Here is a 16,670-nt window from a genome sequence, read left to right on the forward strand (position 1 = left end):
GCGGCAAGGCAAAAAGCCGGACGAACCGGCTTTTTGCCTGGAGAAAAGCCTGAATCAGGCGATGCGTTGGGTTGCCAGCGCCTGCGTCAGTTCGAGCTTAACCGGCACGGATTTTGAGGTGGGCGTGCCGCTGATATCACCGAAGCTGTTTAACGGAACCAGCGGGTTGGTTTCGGGATAGTAGGCGGCCAGGTTGCCGCGAGGAATGTTATAAGGCACCAGCTTGAAGCCGCTGACGCGACGCGTGACGCCATCATTCCACAGCGTTTCAATATCCACATTCTGCCCTTCGCTGAACCCTAATTCAGCCATGTCATCGGGGTTGATGAAGACGACTTCGCGCTGACCGTAAACGCCGCGATAGCGGTCGTCAAGACCGTAGATCGTCGTGTTGTACTGATCGTGCGAACGCAGCGTTTGCAGCGTGAAGGGCACGTCCTGATCCAACTGCGGAAACAGCGAGTGGGGCAGCGCAGCAGGGCTAAACTCAGCCTTGCCGGTCGGCGTATTAAAACGCAGTTCTGCCGCCGCGTTGCCAAGATAGAACCCGCCAGGCTGATCGCATTTGGTATTGAAGTCGGCAAAACCCGGAATCGTTGCCGCGATATGATCGCGAATCAGGTTGTAATCCGCCGCCAGATCTAACCACTTCACCTTGTCATCACCGAGAACCGCGTGAGCAATACTCGCCACAATTGAGGTTTCAGAACGCTGCGTCTCCGCCAACGGAATCCCCACGCCTTCAGAGGCATGAACCATGCTGAAGGAGTCTTCGACCGTAATGAACTGGTTACCCGTAGCCTGCAGATCGCGCTCGGTGCGGCCCAGCGTAGGCAGAATCAGTCCTTCATGACCCGGCACGAGGTGGCTGCGGTTAAGCTTGGTGCTGATGTGCACCGTCAGACCACAACGGGACAAGGCTTCTTCGGTGCGCGGAGAATCCGGTGCCGCCGCTGCGAGGTTGCCCCCGAGCGCGATAAGCACTTTGATTTCATCACGCAGCATGGCGTTGAGCGCTTCAACAGTATTGTGGCCTGCAGCACGCGGGGGTTCGAAGCCAAAGTGCTGACCCAGCGCGTCGAGGAAAGGCTTAGCCGGTTTTTCATCAATGCCCATGGTGCGGTTACCCTGAACATTGCTGTGACCGCGAACAGGGCACAGGCCCGCCCCTTTTTTGCCTAACTGCCCAAACAGCAGCTGCAGGTTGGTGATTTCACGCACGGTATCAACCGAATGCTTGTGTTGGGTGATGCCCATCGCCCAGGTGCAAATAACCCGATCGGCACTCTGATAAATTGCCGCCGCTTCGCGGATTTGCGCCTCTGTCAGGCCGGACTGCGCCACAATCTGCATCCAGTCGGTGTTATCAACCGCTTCAAAATAGGCCTCAACGCCATGGGTTTTGGCATTCAGGAAAGCCTGGTCGAACAGGCCGCTTTCGCCTGCCGCAAGGCGTGCACGATGCGTTTCCAGCAGGGCTTTCACCATGCCGCGAACGGCAGCCATATCACCGCCCAGATGCGGCTGGTAATAGGCAGAGCTTATGGTGCCCGCTTTAGACGTGACAATTTCCAGCGGCTTTTGCGGATCGGCAAAACGTTCCAGACCGCGCTCGCGTAGCGTGTTAAAGGTCACGATTTTTGCGCCATGGTCGGCGGCGTGACGCAGGCTGTGCAGCATGCGCGGATGGTTTGTCCCCGGATTTTGGCCAAAGACAAAAATGGCATCGGCATGGTCAAAATCGTCAAGACGGATGGTGCCTTTACCCACGCCGATGCTGCGTTTCAGGCCCGCACCGCTTGCCTCGTGACACATATTGGAGCAGTCCGGGAAGTTATTGGTGCCCAACATGCGGCCAAACAGCTGATAAAGCCAGGAGGCTTCATTACTGGCGCGACCAGAGGTGTATAGCTCCATCTGATCCGGGTTATCCATCGCTTTAATATGTTGTGCGATGAGCGCAAAGGCATCATCCCAGCTGATGGGTTCGTAATGATCGCTTTCGGCGTTGTAGCGCAACGGATGTGTCAGGCGGCCCTGATATTCCAGAAAATAGTCGCTTTGTGCATACAGGGTTGCCACGCTGTGTTTGGCAAAAAAGTCGGTATCAACAACGCGGCGCGTGGCTTCCCAGGTGACGGCTTTTGCACCGTTTTCGCAGAAGCTAAAGGTACTTTTATTGTCATCGCCCCAGGCACAGCCCGGGCAGTCGAAGCCGCGTGCTTTGTTCATGCGCATGAGGTTACGCAAATTTTTCAGCGCAGCTTTACTGTCGAAAACAAAACGTGTGGTGGCTTCCAGTGAACCCCAGCCGCCCGCTGCGGCACGGTATGGCTTAATTTGACGCTTAAATTTCATCATGTGTGCAGGCTTATTTTTATGTTGGACGAATGTTGCAAGGATATATCCTGATGGTAAAGATTAGTGTGCTATTCACGACAAAGCTTGTCTAATTGATTGGCTTAATGGTGCGATAGCTGGCGTTTATCGTGGGGCACGCCAAGTGTGATGGTGTTCATGTTTTACCTTTTCGTAACCTTGCCATAACGGGTGTTATCGGCACATCGCGCTAATACTTGCTGTTTAAAACAGAAAAGGGCGCGACACCATGAAACAACTGACCAGCCAGATCCATGCGTTTGGCAAGGCGTTGATGATGCCGATTTCGGTGATTGCGGCGGCCGGCATCTTTCTGGGGCTGGCAGCCGCCATGCAGAATCCCGCCGTCACCGGTGAAGCCTTCGCACAGATGCAGGTTGCCCAGCTTATCATCGGGTTTATTCGCAAAGTCGCAGGCGCGCTCTTTGCTAATCTGCCGCTGTTCTTTGCCGTGGCCAGCGCCATCGGGCTGGCAAAAGCGGAAAAGCCGACGGCAGCCTTTGCCGCAGTTATCGGCTATATCGCCATGAATGTCGGCATTAACGCCACGCTGGCCGCCAGGGGCATTACCGCCGCCACGACCACACCTCAGGCGCTGCAGCAGGCCGGAATGGATCAAACCACGGCCATGATGACCTCGGCGGAATATATCCAGATGCTGGGCATCTTCACCTATAACATGAGCGTACTGGGCGGCGTGATTGCCGGACTGCTTACCGTCATGTTGCATAACCGCTTTTATACGCAGCAGCTCCCCACGGCGATCAGTTTCTTTGGCGGACGCCGTTTTGTGCCCATCGTGACGGTGGTTTTCCTGCCGCTCATCGGCGTGCTTCTGGCGCTCGTCTGGCCCACTATCGGTGAAGGTATTGCCTGGGTAGGACAGATGATCGGTCGGAGCGGGCAGTATGGTGCGTTCCTGCTGGGCGCTTCAGAACGTATTCTGATCCCGACGGGCCTGCATCACATCCTGAATGAAACCGTGCGCTTTACGCCCATCGGCGGTATGGCCATCGTGGACGGGCAGACGATTGTTGGTGCGTTGAATATCTTCAATACCTCGCTGACCCATCCCGGGATGATTCCTGATGCGACGCTCCGCACCGCCACGCAGTTTCTGGCGCAGGGAAAAATACCGGTCATGATGTTTGGCCTGCCGGCCGCGGCCCTGGCGATCTATCACACCGCAAGGCCTGAGCATAAACAGCGCGTTAAGGCGCTGGTCATGGCTGGCGCGATGACGTCCTTTACCACCGGGATCACCGAACCACTGGAGTTCTGCTTTATTTTTGTTTCGCCGGTGCTCTATCTGCTGCATGCATTTCTAACGGGCCTGTCATTTATGCTGATGTCGATGCTACATCTGATGATTGGTAACGTGCAGGGCGGCATTATCGATCTGGTGGTCTTCGGCGTGCTGGGTGGCAGTAAAACCCACTGGTGGTGGACGCTGGTGCTTGGGGCAATCTACGCACCGGTTTATTACTACGCGTTTCGTTATGTGATTACGCGCATGCATGTCGAAACGCCCGGGCGGGAAACGGACGATGAAAAACCCCAGCTTGTTGAAGCCAGCGAGCGCACTAACGTGATCATCAGCGGACTGGGCGGGGCGGCCAATATAGAGGATGTCGATTGCTGCTTCACGCGTTTGCGGGTTCGCGTCAAAGACATGAAAGAAGTGGTGGATCAGACGTTAATGCGTACCGGCGCGAATGGTATTAACCGCGTGAGCGAACAGGATGTGCAGGTGATTTATGGCCCACAGGTTGAGAAAATCGCACAAGAGGTGAAATCAGCGTTGGGCGTCGGATAATCCCCCTTCACCCGGCAAAGGTGCGAGCACGGTGCCTTTGCCGTTTGTCACTCCTGTGCATTGCCCGCCTTCCTGCTCACTGTCCATTGTCCCCTTAAAGCGCGCCTCCGCGACAATCCATACGCTTGTAACAAACTGGTCACAATATATAAGCAGGGCTTTATGTTTCATTTTGTGAACGGGGCTTGTACTTTACCGGTAACACTCTAAGGTAAGAGGTGAAGGTTAAATACACGCAATCAAAAGGGGGTTATTAATGGCTAAACACAGTCTGATTAAAATCGTTGAAATATCAGCAATTATATTCTTTGCGCTGGTGGTGATTTATTTACTGGCTACCGGCGTCCTGTCTTCCACAGGGATTGATCACGCCTGGCCGTATCCCACGAAGTGAGTGTCGCAATACCAGGGAAACACCAATAAAAATTACAAATAATACAATGTTAAGATCAACAATAACCCCAATCTATTGCCCACATGGGGCGTTCTCCACCTGATTGTCTGATGTATCGCCGTCTTAATAGCGCTTCCACACTACGCCGCATGCACGAAACCGCAAGCGCCCGCGATCTCTTTACCACAATGCTATCTCCGACTGGCAATCTGTTAACCCATCGGCACATAATAGGTGTTCATTAGAACGGTGTGACGGCGGGTAAAAGAAAATCGATATCAAGCAACTCATCTATCTCTGTAATCTCGAACGCGAACGCCATTTTGGTCGTGCCGCCGAAGCCAGCTTTGTCAGCCAGCCAACCTTATCGATGCGGTTAAAAAACCTGGAGCGTGAACTGGGCCTGTCGTTGATCAACCGCAGTAACAACTTTGCCGGTTTCACGCCGGAGGGCGACAGGGTGCTGGCTTGGGCACGGGAAATCGTTTCGGTTTATCAGGGGCTGAAGCTGGAGGTCGAGTCGTTAAAACACGGCGTGAACGGTACGCTTCGCCTCGGTGTGGTCCCGCAGTGCAGCGTTTCGTTGGCAGAACTGTTAAAAGCGGTGCAGGCTCGTTATCCGCAGCTGGATTACCGCATTGCCGTGTTAAGTGCCGATCAACTGCTGGACGCGCTGAACAGCCACACGGTTGATGTCGGCATTGGCTTTTTTGAAATGGCGACGCTGCGGGAACTGCATTTTCAGGCATCGCTGCTGGCGGACAGCGGCGTTGAGGCGGTTTTTCATCCCGCCCATTTCCCCCCGTTATGCGCCCATGAAACGCTTGACCTGCCAACGCTGGCGCAGCAGCCGCTGTGTCTGGCGGAGCCAACCCGTTATTTTCGCCGCTATCTGGATATGACGTTTCGCGATGCTGCGCTGGTGCCGCGCGTGGTGGTTGAAAGCGCCTCTGTCATGCAGCTGTTGCAGTGTACCCAGGTCGGTCTGGGTGTTCTGATCTCGCCACGGGGCCATTTGCTGCCTGAATCCTTACACGGCCTGGAAAAGCGCACTATTTCGATGCCAAAAATGGCGCGTCAGGCCGCGCTGGTGATCGCCGAGCCTGGCCGGGCCACGCCGCTCGCACAGCATTTTTATGACGAAGCGCGAAGCTATCTGGTCAGCTAGCTGGCTTCACCGCAGGCATAAAACAAACGGCTGTTCCAGTTGGCCAGCGCGATAGCCTGTATCACGCTGAACTGCCTGGCATGCGACCAGCCAGCTTGCGCAAGCGGTTGCAGATCGAGCGCACTGACGCGCTCTGGCTGGCGGGTGAGCTGAGCGGTTAGTGTAATGACAGCCTGCTGCTCACTGTCGGTTTTCGCCTCGTCCGCCTGACTCATTCGCTTCTCTGCATCTGCAGCATGCTGCCAGATCCAGCGGCTGCCCAGTATCCGTGCGGCGGTCGCCTCCACGCTTGCGCTTGCGCCATCTTGCAGCTGTTGACGCAGGGCAAACCAGCTTTGCAGCAGCGCAGGCGCGTGAGCCAGCAGCCAGACTGTATCTTTAAGCACCGGCGCATGCTGACACGCGGCGACAGCGGCATGTTGCGCCTCGCTGGCATAGCGCGGCTCCAGCGGCGTCAGCACAGGCTGCCACGCGCAGGGCTGGGCAAACGTCGCCACATCGGCGTCAGGAGCCGGTGACATACCCGGCATCCAGCGCACCGGCCGTTCCAGCAGAGCATGAATCCCGGCGATGACGCGCGCCTGATAGCAGACAAAGCCCACCAGATGGTTGAGTGTGACGATATCGGCTTCGCTCAGCCCTACCGCATGCAGCGCGCGGATGCTCTCCGCCGTAATTAAGGCGGGCTGCATCGCCAGCAGGCGGGCATATTGCGTAATTTGCGTCAGGCGATTGTTGCTTTCACGAGAGGAATCAGGACCCGGCAGGGGATTCAGGCGGGCGGAATAGTGGTTACACAGACGTTGAATGCCTGCCACCTGAGCCACCGTCAAGGCGGTGCTTAGCCGGTCATACAGCGTAAGCGTATGGGTCAGTGTGGTTTCAATCTGGTCGGGAAACAGCTGGTCAACAACGTGATGGGCGATCTGTATGGCGGGCTGGTCGGCCTGAAGTAAAGGCTGAATAACAGAAGCGTCCTGTGCTAACCCCAGCAAAAACCGGTCATCGACATGGGCGGCTTCTGGAAAAAGCGGGGCAGCCTGTACGCTGCGCGGACTGGTCTGACTTTCATAAAACCAGTGGTCCTGGCCGGGATAGCGGCGTTGTTGCATCATCAGTCCTTTTGCAAAATCTGATGCGGCGCATGCGGTGATTCAGTCGCAGGCCGCAGGGCTGACTTATCGTCGCCCACGGGCAGGTCAGGGCAAAAGACCAATCGGTGATAATTAATAGCGATAAGGAATAACGCGGGGATCGGACAGGGGGCGCGCAGGGCGAGCAACGCTCGCCCGTGAGGAAACTTATTTCAGTTCCAGTTCATTCATCGCAGCGATGCTGAAACCGCCGTCAACGTGAACGATTTCACCGGTGATCCCACCCGCAAGGTCGGAACACAGGAAGGCCGCAGAGTTACCTACGTCTTCAATGGTGACGGTACGACGAATCGGGGTGACCGCTTCACAGTGGGCCAGCATCTTACGGAAATCTTTGATGCCCGATGCCGCCAGGGTACGAATTGGACCCGCAGACACGGCGTTAACACGCACGCCTTCAGGACCCATCGCGTTCGCCATGTAACGGACGTTTGCTTCAAGGGACGCTTTCGCCAGGCCCATTACGTTGTAGTTAGGGATAGCGCGCTCTGCACCCAGGTAAGACAGCGTCAGCAGGGCGGAGTTAGGGTTCAGCATCGCACGGCACTCTTTTGCCATTGCAACAAAGCTGTAGGCGCTGATGTCATGTGCGATTTTGAAACCTTCGCGGGTTACGGCATTGACGTAATCGCCATCCAGCTGGTCGCCAGGGGCGAAGCCAATGGAGTGCACGAAACCGTCAAATTTCGGCCAGGTTTTTGCCAGCTCAACGAACAGGGATTTGATGCTTTCATCTTCTGCAACATCACATGGCAGCACAATGTCAGAACCCAAATCTTTGGCAAACTCTTCCACACGACCTTTCAGTTTGTCGTTTTGGTAGGTGAAAGCCAGTTCTGCGCCCTGTTTGCGCATCGCCTGTGCAATACCGTAGGCGATGGAAAGTTTACTGGCAACACCAGTAATCAGAATGCGCTTACCGGAAAGAAAACCCATAGCTGTAATCCTTATGGTCATGGTAGTTGGCGGTCGCGTTGTTTAAATAATAGACGACCGACGTTAATCGACGTGCGGATTCTAGCACGTCTGCTTGAAATCAGGAAAACCGCTCAGCGTTTTCCACAATATGCCGCAAAATCAACGCTCACGCCGCCAGGCTTCGGCGGTCAGCGCCTCGCCAAAATGGCTGTTGATCAGGCGTTTGGTCATCTCGTGCAGCGGCGAGGCGAGCACGTCTGCCGTTCCGCCGCGTTCCACCACTTCACCGTGATGCATGACGAGTACTTTATCGCTGATGTGCTTCATCATGCCAAGATGCTGGGTCACATAAATATAAGCAATGCCGTGTTTTTCCTGGAGTTCCAGCATCAGATTGACCAGTTGAGAGCGCATGGTCATATCCAGAGAGGCCAGCGCCTCGTCGGCCACAATCACTTTGGGCTGCAGGATCAAGGCCCGTGCCAGCCCAAGGCGCTGTTTTTGGCCCGGTGCCAGCATGTGGGGATAGTAACCCGCGTGATCGCGCAGCAATCCCACCTGACGCAGCGTTGCAATGATGCGTTTTTCCCGTTCCTCAGCATCCAGCCCGGTATTCAGGCGCAGCGGCAGATCCAGAATCTGGCTCACGCGCTGGCGCGGGTTGAGCGACGTTGACGGATCCTGAAAAATCATGCGAATGCGTTGGCTACGATAGCCGTAATCACCAAAGCTGAGCGGATGATCGTCAATGATGATCTCCCCGTCGCTGGGGGCAACGGTGCCGCTAAGCATTTTCGCCAGGGTCGATTTACCCGATCCGTTCTCGCCGATAATCGCCAGGGTCTGCTTTTCACGCAGCGTAAAGCTGACGGATTTAACGGCTTCAACGTGCTGGCGGCGAAACAGGCCGGTGCGGTAGCGAAAGGTTTTGCTGAGATTGCGGACTTCCAGCAACGTTTCCATGTTATTGGCCCTCAACGTTAAGCGGGAAGTGGCAGGCGTACAGGTGCGAGCGGGTGCCCGTCAGCCGCGGCGTTTCAATGCACTTACGCTGTGCGTAGGGACAACGTGGTCCCAGGCGACAGCCAATCGGCAGGCTCTCCAGCGACGGAATCGCGCCGGATAAGGTGTTCAGCCGGCTTTTGTGCGGCAGCGGACGACCAAAATCAGGCATGGCGCGAATCAAAGCCTGAGTATAGGGATGATGCGGGGTCGTCATCAGGTCTTCGCTTTGCGCCGTTTCGACCGTCTGGCCGCAGTACATGACGTTAATGCGGTTAGCCCACTGGCTCATCGTGCGCAGATCGTGGCTGATCAATAAAATGGTGGTGGTGTTGTTCTGGTTAAGACGGCTCAGCAGGCGGAATATCTGCGCCTGGGTTGTAGGCTCCATCGCATTGGTTGGCTCATCCGCAATCAGCAGGCGGGGCTGATTCGCCAGCGCGATGGCGATCATAACTTTCTGGCACTCGCCCTCGGTTAACTCATAGGGAAAGCTGCGCATGATGTCTTTATGATCCTTAATGCCCACCCGATGCAGCAGTTCAATCGCTCGGGTTTTACGCCAGAACCAAAAACGCTTCATCCACGGGCCTTTATAGGTCCAGCGCGGAATCGCCTGCATCAGCTGACGCCCGACACTTTCAGAGGGATCGAGACAGGATTGCGGCTCCTGAAAAATCATCGATACGTTATGACCCACGATGCGGCGGCGCTCACGGGCAGACAGACGCAGCAGATCAACGTCATCAAAGACCATGCGGTCTGCGGTAACGCGCCAGTTGTCGTTAGTCACGCCGCAAATCGCCTTGGCCACCAGACTCTTGCCCGAACCGGACTCTCCGACCAGACCGCGAATTTCGCCTTCACTGAGGGACAAATTAACACGATCGACCGCTTTAACCGGCCCATCCGCGGTCATAAATTCAATCGTCAGATTACGAATATCCAGTAACGGCATTATTCCACTCCCGCCTCGACGGCCCGACGAATGCCATCACCGAGCAGGTTAACCACTAATACGCTTAGCATCAGCGCCGTACCGGGCAACATCACGGTCCAGGGAGCCACGTAGACCAGCTCCAGGGAATCGCCCAGCATCGCGCCCCATTCCGGTGAGGGCAACTGCGCGCCAAGGTCAAGAAATCCCAGGGCGGCAATATCAAGAATGGCCATGGAGAGCGCACGCGTAATTTCGCTGATCAGCATCGGTAACACGTTAGGGAGAATCGCATGCCACATAATATTAATGCTGGTCGCCCCATCGAGACGCGCCGCCACCACATACTCTTTTTCCAGTTCATCATGAACGGCGCTGTAAATTTCCCGCACCAGCCTTGGCATCAGCGCCAGCCAGACCGCCAGCAACGCATGTTCAAGGCGTGGGCCGAGAAAGGCCACCACGATGATGGCCAGCAAGAGAGAAGGAATTGACAGTAACGTGTCCAGCACGTGATTCAGCACGGCAGAGCGCACGCCGTGCGTCATGCCCGCCACGATACCGAGTACCAGTGCCCAGAAAGTGGCAAACAGCGTAACGACAATGGCTGAACCCACTGTCGGGGCCACGCCATTGAGCAGACGGCTGAGTAAATCACGCCCTAAATCGTCTGTTCCAAGGAAGAACGATACTTCACCGTAGCGCGACCAGGAGGGCGGTAACAGCTGGTAGCCCAAAAACTGCTGGTCGATGGGATAAGGTGCCAGGAAATGCCCAAACAGACAGAGCAGCAGCAGTGCGCCAAAGCCGTACAGACCTATCATCGCAGGCATGTCGCTATAAAAATGGTGCCAGCTCTGACGAAATGCGCTCGGCAGGCGTTTTTCGGCGTAGATGTTATCGTAAGGCATACCATTCCTTATGTTTCAGCGGATTCAGCGCCGCACCGACAATGTCAGAGAGCACATTCACCACAATCACCACGCCGCCGGTCACCATCACACCGGCCGATATCGCCGCATAATCCTGCTGGCGGATAGCGTTAATCAGCCAGCGCCCCAGGCCGGGCCAGTTGAAGACCATTTCCGTGATCATCGCCAGCGTTAACATGCTGGAAAACTGCAGACCCAGGCGTGGAATGACGGGCGGAAGGGCATTATGCAGAACGTGACGGCGAATCACGGTAAAACGGGATAACCCACGGGTGGCGGCCGCCTTCACATAGCTTTTATCCACGACATCAATGGTGCTGATGCGCAATAAACGCACGATCTCGGTCGTTGGCGCCATGGCCAGAACGGTCACCGGCAAAATCAGATGCATCAGCACGCTAATCATCATTTCATGCCGCCACGGCGAGGGGCTGAGCCAGGCATCGATCAAGGCAAAGCCGGTAATGTTCTGGACCGGATAGAGCAAATCGTAGCGGCCGGAAACCGGCAGCCAGCCCAGCGTCAACGAAAAAAACAGCGTAAATAGCAGGGCAAGCCAGAACACAGGAATCGAGAACCCTAACAGGGCGAGAGCGCTGATCAGTTTATCCTGCCATTTATGCCGCATCGCACCGGCGCAAATGCCCAGCGGAATCCCGACGATCAGCGCTAAGCTAAAGGCCATCAGGCACAGCTCCATCGTAGCGGGAAACACCTCACGCAGCTGTACGCCAATTTCCTGCCCATTGGTGCTGGAAACCCCAAAGTCCAGCTGCAGCATGCCTTTAAACCAGAACCACCAGGCATCGAACAGCGATGCGCCTTCCAGGGGCGCGTTAGGGGTGAAATAGCTCAGGCTGAAACTCACCAGCGAAAGAAAAAACAAGGTAATCACCAGCAATACCAGGCGACGCAGGATATAGATGACCACTTAACGTTCCTCTCGCTCATCACGATACACGCCGGCAAATGACGCATTACCAAACGGACTCAAAACCAGACCTTTAATATCATGCCGATAGGCTTGCAGACGCAAAGATGAAGCCAGCGGCAGAACGGGCAGCTCGCGCGCCAGAATCTGCTGGGCTTTATCATAATTTTCAATACGCCCCGACAGCTGCTGTGACAACAGGGCATTTTTCAGCGTGTCGTCAAACGTGGGTGAACACCAGTGAGCATAGTTGGTCTGCGAACTGATGGCGGCGCAGCTGAGCAGCGGACGAAAGAAGCTGTCGGGATCGTTACTGTCAGTTGCCCAGCCCGCCAGCGTCAGATCGTGGTTCATTGCCATCAGCTGTGCCTCCTGAAAACGCCCCTCAACCGGCACGATGGTGACCTGTACGCCAATTTGCGCAAGGTCAGCCTGGATAAGCTCTGCCGTTTTCAGCGGTGCAGGGTTCCAGGACTGCGAGGCCGCGGGCACGACCAGGCGCAGATGAAGATCGTGGACGCCAGCGGCTTCCAGCGCTTCTTTGGCCTTTTTGGGATCGTAAGGGGTAATGCTGGCATCGGTATCGTAAGCCCAGGACGCGCGAGGGAGTATGGATGCAGCCGTCTCGGCAGTGCCGTAATAGATAGATTCCATCAGACGCTCATTATTCATCGCCAGCGCCAGTGCGTGACGGACTTCCGGCCTGTCGAGCGGCGGTTTGCGGGTATTAAACGCTAAATAGGCGATGTTCATCCCGGGCCGCAGCGTCATGCGCAGTCGGGGATCGTCACGCAGAATGGATATTTGGCTGGCGGCAGGATAGGCGAGCACGTCGCATTCGCCCGTAAGCAGCTTCGATAAACGGCCTGTTCCGCCGGCTCCGAGATCGATAACCACCTGCTGCAGGCGCGGCACGCCTTTCCAGTAATGCGGGTTACGCGCCAGACGAATATATTGCCCGCTGCGGTATTCGCTCAACTGGAAAGGACCGGTGCCGACAGGTAAACGATCCAGCTCTTCCTGGCGGCCCACTTTATCCAGGCTGTCAGCATACTCTTTCGACAAAACGGGCGCGTAGTGCGTCGCCAGGTGCCAGAGAAAAGAGGCGTCCGGACTATTCAGACGGAATTCGACGGTATCGTTATCGATTTTTTTAATGCTCTGAACGGAATCGGCGAACTGCAGGCTGTCGAAATAGGGGTAATAGCCACCGTTGACGTTATGCCAGGGATGTTTGCGATCGAACATGCGGGCAAAGCTGAATACCACGTCATCCGCATTCATGGCGCGGGTGGGTTTAAAGGTTGCGGTGTGCTGGAACTGCACCCCATGACGCAGGTGAAAACGGTAAGTGGCACCGTTATCACGCACGTCCCAACTGGCAGCCAGATCGGACTGCAACCGGTAGGTGTAAGGATCCACATCTAACAGGCGGTCGTACAGCTGCGCAGCCAGCGTATCCACCGTTAAACCACTGCTGGCCATCTGCGGATTGAAGGTATTCAGCGTGCCGTTAACGCAATAGACGAATCCGCTTTGACGGATATCACCCTCCAGCGTCGGCGCAGACCACACAGGCGCGCTCAACACGCTGAGACTCAGTAACAGCGAAGGAATTAGTTTTAACATAGAACTCAACGATTCTCAGGCATTAGGCAGAGTGTATCGCAAAGCGGGCCTGGCCCCAAATACGCATCAGCGATTGCCAGCTCTTTGCGCGCGCACCAGCGTAAAAGTGGGATTGGCTGCCGCTGCCGATCGCGATCAGTTTTTACCCAGGCAGAACCTGTTTGTGTCGATGGCACAGGAGGAAAGCACTCATGACTATCGATGAAGTGACGGAAAATAAAAAAATCTACCTGCCGCTATTGCTGTTGGCCGATGAACAGGAAGATATGATTGACCGCTATCTTGCCAGCGGACGCATGTTCAGGCTGTGGGATAACGGAGTGAAGTGCATTGCCGTGGTGACGCGTTTAAACGAGACGGAATGCGAGCTTAAAAATATGGCGACCTGCCCGGCAGATCAGGGTAAAGGCTATGGACGCGCGATGCTGGCTTATCTTGCAGAGACGTTTTTAAAAGCGTGAAAGACGATGTACGTCGACACCGGGGACGTGCCAGGCATACTCCGTTTTTATCATAAAAGCGGTTTCGCGAGTCACACTGGATCAAGGATTTTTTCACGGACAATGATGACAAACCGATTATCGAAGAGGGCGTACAGTTACGTGACATGGTCTATTTACGCAGAGACTCAAATGACGCGTAAGCACGCGGAGTTGCGTGAAAAATAAAGGCATAGCGTTGATGTGGAAATGAGAAAAGTTCTCAATAAGGCTTTACAGATGCGAACAGGAATGATTATTATTCAGTTGCGCTTCGACGGTGGCTCTACCGAAGAAGAGCACGACATTGCTCACATTGCTTCCAGTTGCCCGCTTCGGCGGGCCCTTTTTTAGGCTCCCGCCCGCTTTCTGACTCACTCTCTTGTCTCAGTCGTATCAAAGAATCGCCCACGGCAAATGCCGAATAAAAACAATGTCTTGCCACGTATCGGAACCGGCCAGATCCTTTATGCTTGTCCGTCTCGCGCCTGAATCCCGTGCTTTTTCATCATCGCTCTGAGCTGGTGGTAGGTCACACCCAGTAAGCTGGCGGCACGACGTTGATTGTACTTCGCCTGTTGTAAGCTGATTTCTACCACATCGTGCTCCTGCTGATTCTGCCACTGACGCAGGTCAAGCGGTAAAGAAGGCAGGGCCGATGCCGCATCCGGCACCAGGGCAGGCGGCGGGGCATCTTCGGGGGCGGTGCGTCGTTCAAACGGGTTGATAATGATGTTATCCAGAGGTTCATCGCTGGTGTTATGGCGATAGACCGACCGCTCAACGACGTTTTTTAGCTCACGCACGTTACCCGGCCACGGGTGCTCCAGTAAGGTTTGCTGAGCCTGCTGAGTAAAACCGGGAAACAGGGGCAAGGTCAACTCCCGGCACATCTGGATGGCGAAATGGTCCGCCATCACCAGAATATCGCTACGGCGCTCGCGGAGCGGCGGCAGTTGAACCACATCGAACGCCAGACGATCGAGCAGATCGGCACGAAACTTCCCGGCGGCGGCCAGCGCGGGCAGGTCTTCATTGGTGGCGCAAATCAGGCGCACATTCACCTGAAAAACGTGATTCCCGCCTACGCGTTCAAGCTGACCGTATTCAATAACCCGCAGGAGTTTTTCCTGAACCAGCATCGGGGCGGTTGCCAGCTCATCAAGGAACAGCGTGCCGCCGTCTGCCCGTTCAAAACGGCCCAGATGACGCTTTTGCGCGCCGGTAAAGGCGCCTGCCTCATGTCCAAACAGCTCCGAATCCAGCAGGTTTTCATTCAGCGCGGCACAGTTGAGCGAGATAAAAGGGCCCTGCCAGCGATCGGACAGATAGTGCAGACGACTGGCGATCAGCTCTTTACCGGTACCGCGTTCGCCCACGACCAAAACCGGTTTTTCCAGCGGTGCGAGTTTAGATACCTGCTCCAGCACTTCCAGAAAGTTGTTCGATTCGCCCAGCAGGTTATCGTTGTTAGGAGACATGATGAATTTCGCCACTGATTAATCAATTTAACTATCTTAGAACAGATAAAAAAAACTGCAAAGCCAGCAATGCAATAAAAATCAATAAGATAAAAGTTGGCACGCATCTTGAATTAACCCGTACAGCAAGTTGAAACTATGACAATCAAGAGGAACATCATTATGGGTATTTTTTCGCGTTTCGCTGACATCGTTAATGCCAACATTAATTCCCTGCTGGAGCGTGCAGAAGATCCGCAGAAGCTGGTGCGCCTGATGATTCAGGAAATGGAAGATACGCTGGTTGAAGTCCGCTCCACCTCTGCGCGCGCCCTGGCAGAGAAGAAACAGCTGGCACGGCGGATTGAGCAGGCAGAGCTTCAGCAGGCCGAATGGCAGGACAAGGCTGAACTGGCTCTGCGTAAAGACAAAGAGGATCTGGCCCGCTCCGCGCTGATCGAAAAACAGAAACTCACCGATCTGATCGCCACCCTGAAACAGGAAGTTGACCAGGTTGAAGAGACGCTGGCTCGAATGAAAGGCGAAATCACCGAGCTGGAGAAAAAGCTGAGCGAAACCCGCGCACGCCAGCAGGCTCTTACGCTGCGCCACCAGGCGGCATCGTCTTCACGCGACGTCCGCCGTCAGCTGGACGGCGGTAAAATTGATGAAGCGATGGCGCGTTTTGAATCCTTTGAGCGTCGCATCGATCACATGGAAGCAGAAGCAGAGAGCCACGGTTTTGGCAAACCGAAAACCCTGGATCAGCAGTTTACCGATCTGAAAGCGGATGACGAAATCAGTCAGCAACTGAACGCGCTGAAAGCCAAAATGAACCGCAGCGAATAAGACGCCGCTTTCTGCTGGACAGGATTAAGGAGAGTCAATGAGCGCATTATTTTTAGCCATTCCATTAACGATATTTGTGCTGTTTGTGGCACCCGTCTGGCTATGGCTACACTACAGTAACAAACGCAACGGGGGCACCGATCTGTCGCAGAGTCAGATGCAGCGCCTGCAACAGGTAACCAAAGATGCCCAGCGCATGCGGGAGCGCATTGAAGCGCTTGAAGCCATCCTCGATGCTGAACATCCTAACTGGAGGCAGCCATGATGAAAGGCCGCAAGTTATGGCGTAAGCCTGACGAAGGGAAGCTGATGGGCGTGTGTGCCGGTTTAGCCGAATACCTTGACGTTCCGGTACGACTGCTTCGCATCATCGTCGTCTTGTCACTGTTCTTTGGTCTGTTTGTGTTTACCGTGATCGCCTATTTCGTGTTGGGTTTTGTGCTGGACGTTAAACCGGCCGGCGTGGATAACGGAGAATACGCGCCCAGCGCCGGTGAACTGCTGGACCAACTGGAAACGACGCTGCAACAGGATGAGCGTAATGTTCGGGATATTGAACGTTACGTCACCTCTGAAACCTTCAGCGTGCGCAGTCGTTTCCGTCAGATTTAATCGTTGTTCT

At 55.1% G+C, this 16,670-nt stretch carries 16 protein-coding genes; 7 read left to right on the forward strand and 9 right to left on the reverse strand.

The genetic code is table 11. From position 1 onward, the window contains the following. Positions 1-54 precede the first annotated feature (54 nt). Complete coding sequence (locus tag QLG08_RS04460; protein WP_105077031.1) at positions 55-2,358, reverse strand: FdhF/YdeP family oxidoreductase; 2,304 nt, start codon at positions 2,356-2,358, stop codon at positions 55-57. Positions 2,359-2,608: 250 nt separating this feature from the next. Here QLG08_RS04460 and QLG08_RS04465 point away from each other — a divergent pair, with 250 nt between their 5' ends. The 3 genes from QLG08_RS04465 to QLG08_RS04475 all read left to right on the forward strand — a co-directional run bounded on the left by QLG08_RS04465 (position 2,609) and on the right by QLG08_RS04475 (position 5,757). After that, complete coding sequence (locus QLG08_RS04465; protein WP_210475686.1) at positions 2,609-4,195, forward strand: PTS transporter subunit EIIC; 1,587 nt, start codon at positions 2,609-2,611, stop codon at positions 4,193-4,195. A 256-nt stretch (positions 4,196-4,451) separates the two neighbouring features. Further along, on the forward strand, positions 4,452-4,589 hold the full coding sequence (locus QLG08_RS04470) for a hypothetical protein (protein ID WP_014605744.1): 138 nt from the start codon (positions 4,452-4,454) through the stop codon (positions 4,587-4,589). A 271-nt stretch (positions 4,590-4,860) separates the two neighbouring features. After that, positions 4,861-5,757: a LysR family transcriptional regulator gene (locus QLG08_RS04475; RefSeq protein ID WP_282472824.1), complete on the forward strand. Its 897-nt coding sequence runs from the start codon at positions 4,861-4,863 to the stop codon at positions 5,755-5,757. Here QLG08_RS04475 and QLG08_RS04480 read toward each other — a convergent pair. The 7 genes from QLG08_RS04480 to sapA all read right to left on the reverse strand — a co-directional run bounded on the left by QLG08_RS04480 (position 5,754) and on the right by sapA (position 13,260). Continuing rightward, the gene (locus tag QLG08_RS04480) at positions 5,754-6,869 is read right to left on the reverse strand and encodes an oxidoreductase (protein WP_014605754.1); all 1,116 of its coding nucleotides are present in this window, start codon (positions 6,867-6,869) and stop codon (positions 5,754-5,756) included. The two genes, QLG08_RS04475 and QLG08_RS04480, sit on opposite strands and share 4 nt — an antisense overlap. Before the next feature lie 189 nt (positions 6,870-7,058). Continuing rightward, the gene (fabI, locus tag QLG08_RS04485; RefSeq protein WP_014605755.1) at positions 7,059-7,847 is read right to left on the reverse strand and encodes an enoyl-ACP reductase FabI; all 789 of its coding nucleotides are present in this window, start codon (positions 7,845-7,847) and stop codon (positions 7,059-7,061) included. A gap of 141 nt (positions 7,848-7,988) precedes the next feature. Further along, complete coding sequence (gene sapF, locus QLG08_RS04490) at positions 7,989-8,792, reverse strand: putrescine export ABC transporter ATP-binding protein SapF (protein WP_014605756.1); 804 nt, start codon at positions 8,790-8,792, stop codon at positions 7,989-7,991. 1 nt (position 8,793) lies between these two features. Next, positions 8,794-9,789: a putrescine export ABC transporter ATP-binding protein SapD gene (sapD, locus tag QLG08_RS04495; protein ID WP_210452693.1), complete on the reverse strand. Its 996-nt coding sequence runs from the start codon at positions 9,787-9,789 to the stop codon at positions 8,794-8,796. After that, positions 9,789-10,679: a putrescine export ABC transporter permease SapC gene (gene sapC, locus QLG08_RS04500; protein ID WP_210452692.1), complete on the reverse strand. Its 891-nt coding sequence runs from the start codon at positions 10,677-10,679 to the stop codon at positions 9,789-9,791. Before sapC ends, sapD begins: the two co-directional genes overlap by 1 nt. Continuing rightward, positions 10,666-11,631, reverse strand: coding sequence for a putrescine export ABC transporter permease SapB (sapB, locus tag QLG08_RS04505; RefSeq protein ID WP_014605757.1), 966 nt, complete (start codon positions 11,629-11,631; stop codon positions 10,666-10,668). Before sapB ends, sapC begins: the two co-directional genes overlap by 14 nt. After that, positions 11,632-13,260: an ABC transporter substrate-binding protein SapA gene (gene sapA, locus QLG08_RS04510; RefSeq protein WP_210452691.1), complete on the reverse strand. Its 1,629-nt coding sequence runs from the start codon at positions 13,258-13,260 to the stop codon at positions 11,632-11,634. Between the two features lie 191 nt (positions 13,261-13,451). On the opposite strand from sapA, the gene QLG08_RS04515 reads away from it, so the two are divergent. Further along, positions 13,452-13,721, forward strand: a complete 270-nt coding sequence (locus QLG08_RS04515) for a GNAT family N-acetyltransferase (RefSeq protein WP_243408592.1) — start codon at positions 13,452-13,454, stop codon at positions 13,719-13,721. A 485-nt stretch (positions 13,722-14,206) separates the two neighbouring features. Here QLG08_RS04515 and pspF read toward each other — a convergent pair whose 3' ends face one another. Then, positions 14,207-15,220 carry a phage shock protein operon transcriptional activator gene (gene pspF / locus QLG08_RS04520; protein ID WP_041457657.1) on the reverse strand — a complete coding sequence of 338 codons (1,014 nt, stop codon included), beginning with the start codon at positions 15,218-15,220 and terminating at the stop codon, positions 14,207-14,209. 162 nt (positions 15,221-15,382) lie between these two features. On the opposite strand from pspF, the gene pspA reads away from it, so the two are divergent. The 3 genes from pspA to pspC are packed head-to-tail and all read left to right on the forward strand — an operon-like array spanning position 15,383 to position 16,660. After that, a complete protein-coding gene (pspA, locus tag QLG08_RS04525; protein ID WP_014605758.1) occupies positions 15,383-16,048 on the forward strand; it encodes a phage shock protein PspA in 666 nt (221 codons plus the stop codon). Between the two features lie 37 nt (positions 16,049-16,085). Further along, entirely contained in the window at positions 16,086-16,313 is a 228-nt protein-coding gene (gene pspB, locus QLG08_RS04530; protein ID WP_013025903.1) for an envelope stress response membrane protein PspB, read from the forward strand. After that, complete coding sequence (gene pspC, locus QLG08_RS04535) at positions 16,310-16,660, forward strand: envelope stress response membrane protein PspC (RefSeq protein ID WP_014593793.1); 351 nt, start codon at positions 16,310-16,312, stop codon at positions 16,658-16,660. Before pspB ends, pspC begins: the two co-directional genes overlap by 4 nt. Positions 16,661-16,670: the final 10 nt, after the last annotated feature.

This window comes from Pantoea sp. V106_11, assembly GCF_029967885.1.
In the GTDB taxonomy this organism is placed as follows: Bacteria; Pseudomonadota; Gammaproteobacteria; order Enterobacterales; family Enterobacteriaceae; genus Pantoea; species Pantoea ananatis.

Bases quoted from the DNA above. Each gene is read 5' to 3' on its own strand.
- QLG08_RS04470 (WP_014605744.1), top strand. From the start codon at position 4,452: ATGGCTAAACACAGTCTGATTAAAATCGTTGAAATATCAGCAATTATA.
- QLG08_RS04465 (WP_210475686.1), top strand. From the start codon at position 2,609: ATGAAACAACTGACCAGCCAGATCCATGCGTTTGGCAAGGCGTTGATG.
- QLG08_RS04480 (WP_014605754.1), bottom strand. From the start codon at position 6,869: ATGCAACAACGCCGCTATCCCGGCCAGGACCACTGGTTTTATGAAAGT.
- pspC (WP_014593793.1), top strand. From the start codon at position 16,310: ATGATGAAAGGCCGCAAGTTATGGCGTAAGCCTGACGAAGGGAAGCTG.
- pspA (WP_014605758.1), top strand. From the start codon at position 15,383: ATGGGTATTTTTTCGCGTTTCGCTGACATCGTTAATGCCAACATTAAT.
- sapF (WP_014605756.1), bottom strand. From the start codon at position 8,792: ATGGAAACGTTGCTGGAAGTCCGCAATCTCAGCAAAACCTTTCGCTAC.
- sapC (WP_210452692.1), bottom strand. From the start codon at position 10,679: ATGCCTTACGATAACATCTACGCCGAAAAACGCCTGCCGAGCGCATTT.
- pspB (WP_013025903.1), top strand. From the start codon at position 16,086: ATGAGCGCATTATTTTTAGCCATTCCATTAACGATATTTGTGCTGTTT.
- pspF (WP_041457657.1), bottom strand. From the start codon at position 15,220: ATGTCTCCTAACAACGATAACCTGCTGGGCGAATCGAACAACTTTCTG.
- fabI (WP_014605755.1), bottom strand. From the start codon at position 7,847: ATGGGTTTTCTTTCCGGTAAGCGCATTCTGATTACTGGTGTTGCCAGT.
- sapA (WP_210452691.1), bottom strand. From the start codon at position 13,260: ATGTTAAAACTAATTCCTTCGCTGTTACTGAGTCTCAGCGTGTTGAGC.
- sapD (WP_210452693.1), bottom strand. From the start codon at position 9,789: ATGCCGTTACTGGATATTCGTAATCTGACGATTGAATTTATGACCGCG.
- QLG08_RS04460 (WP_105077031.1), bottom strand. From the start codon at position 2,358: ATGAAATTTAAGCGTCAAATTAAGCCATACCGTGCCGCAGCGGGCGGC.
- QLG08_RS04515 (WP_243408592.1), top strand. From the start codon at position 13,452: ATGACTATCGATGAAGTGACGGAAAATAAAAAAATCTACCTGCCGCTA.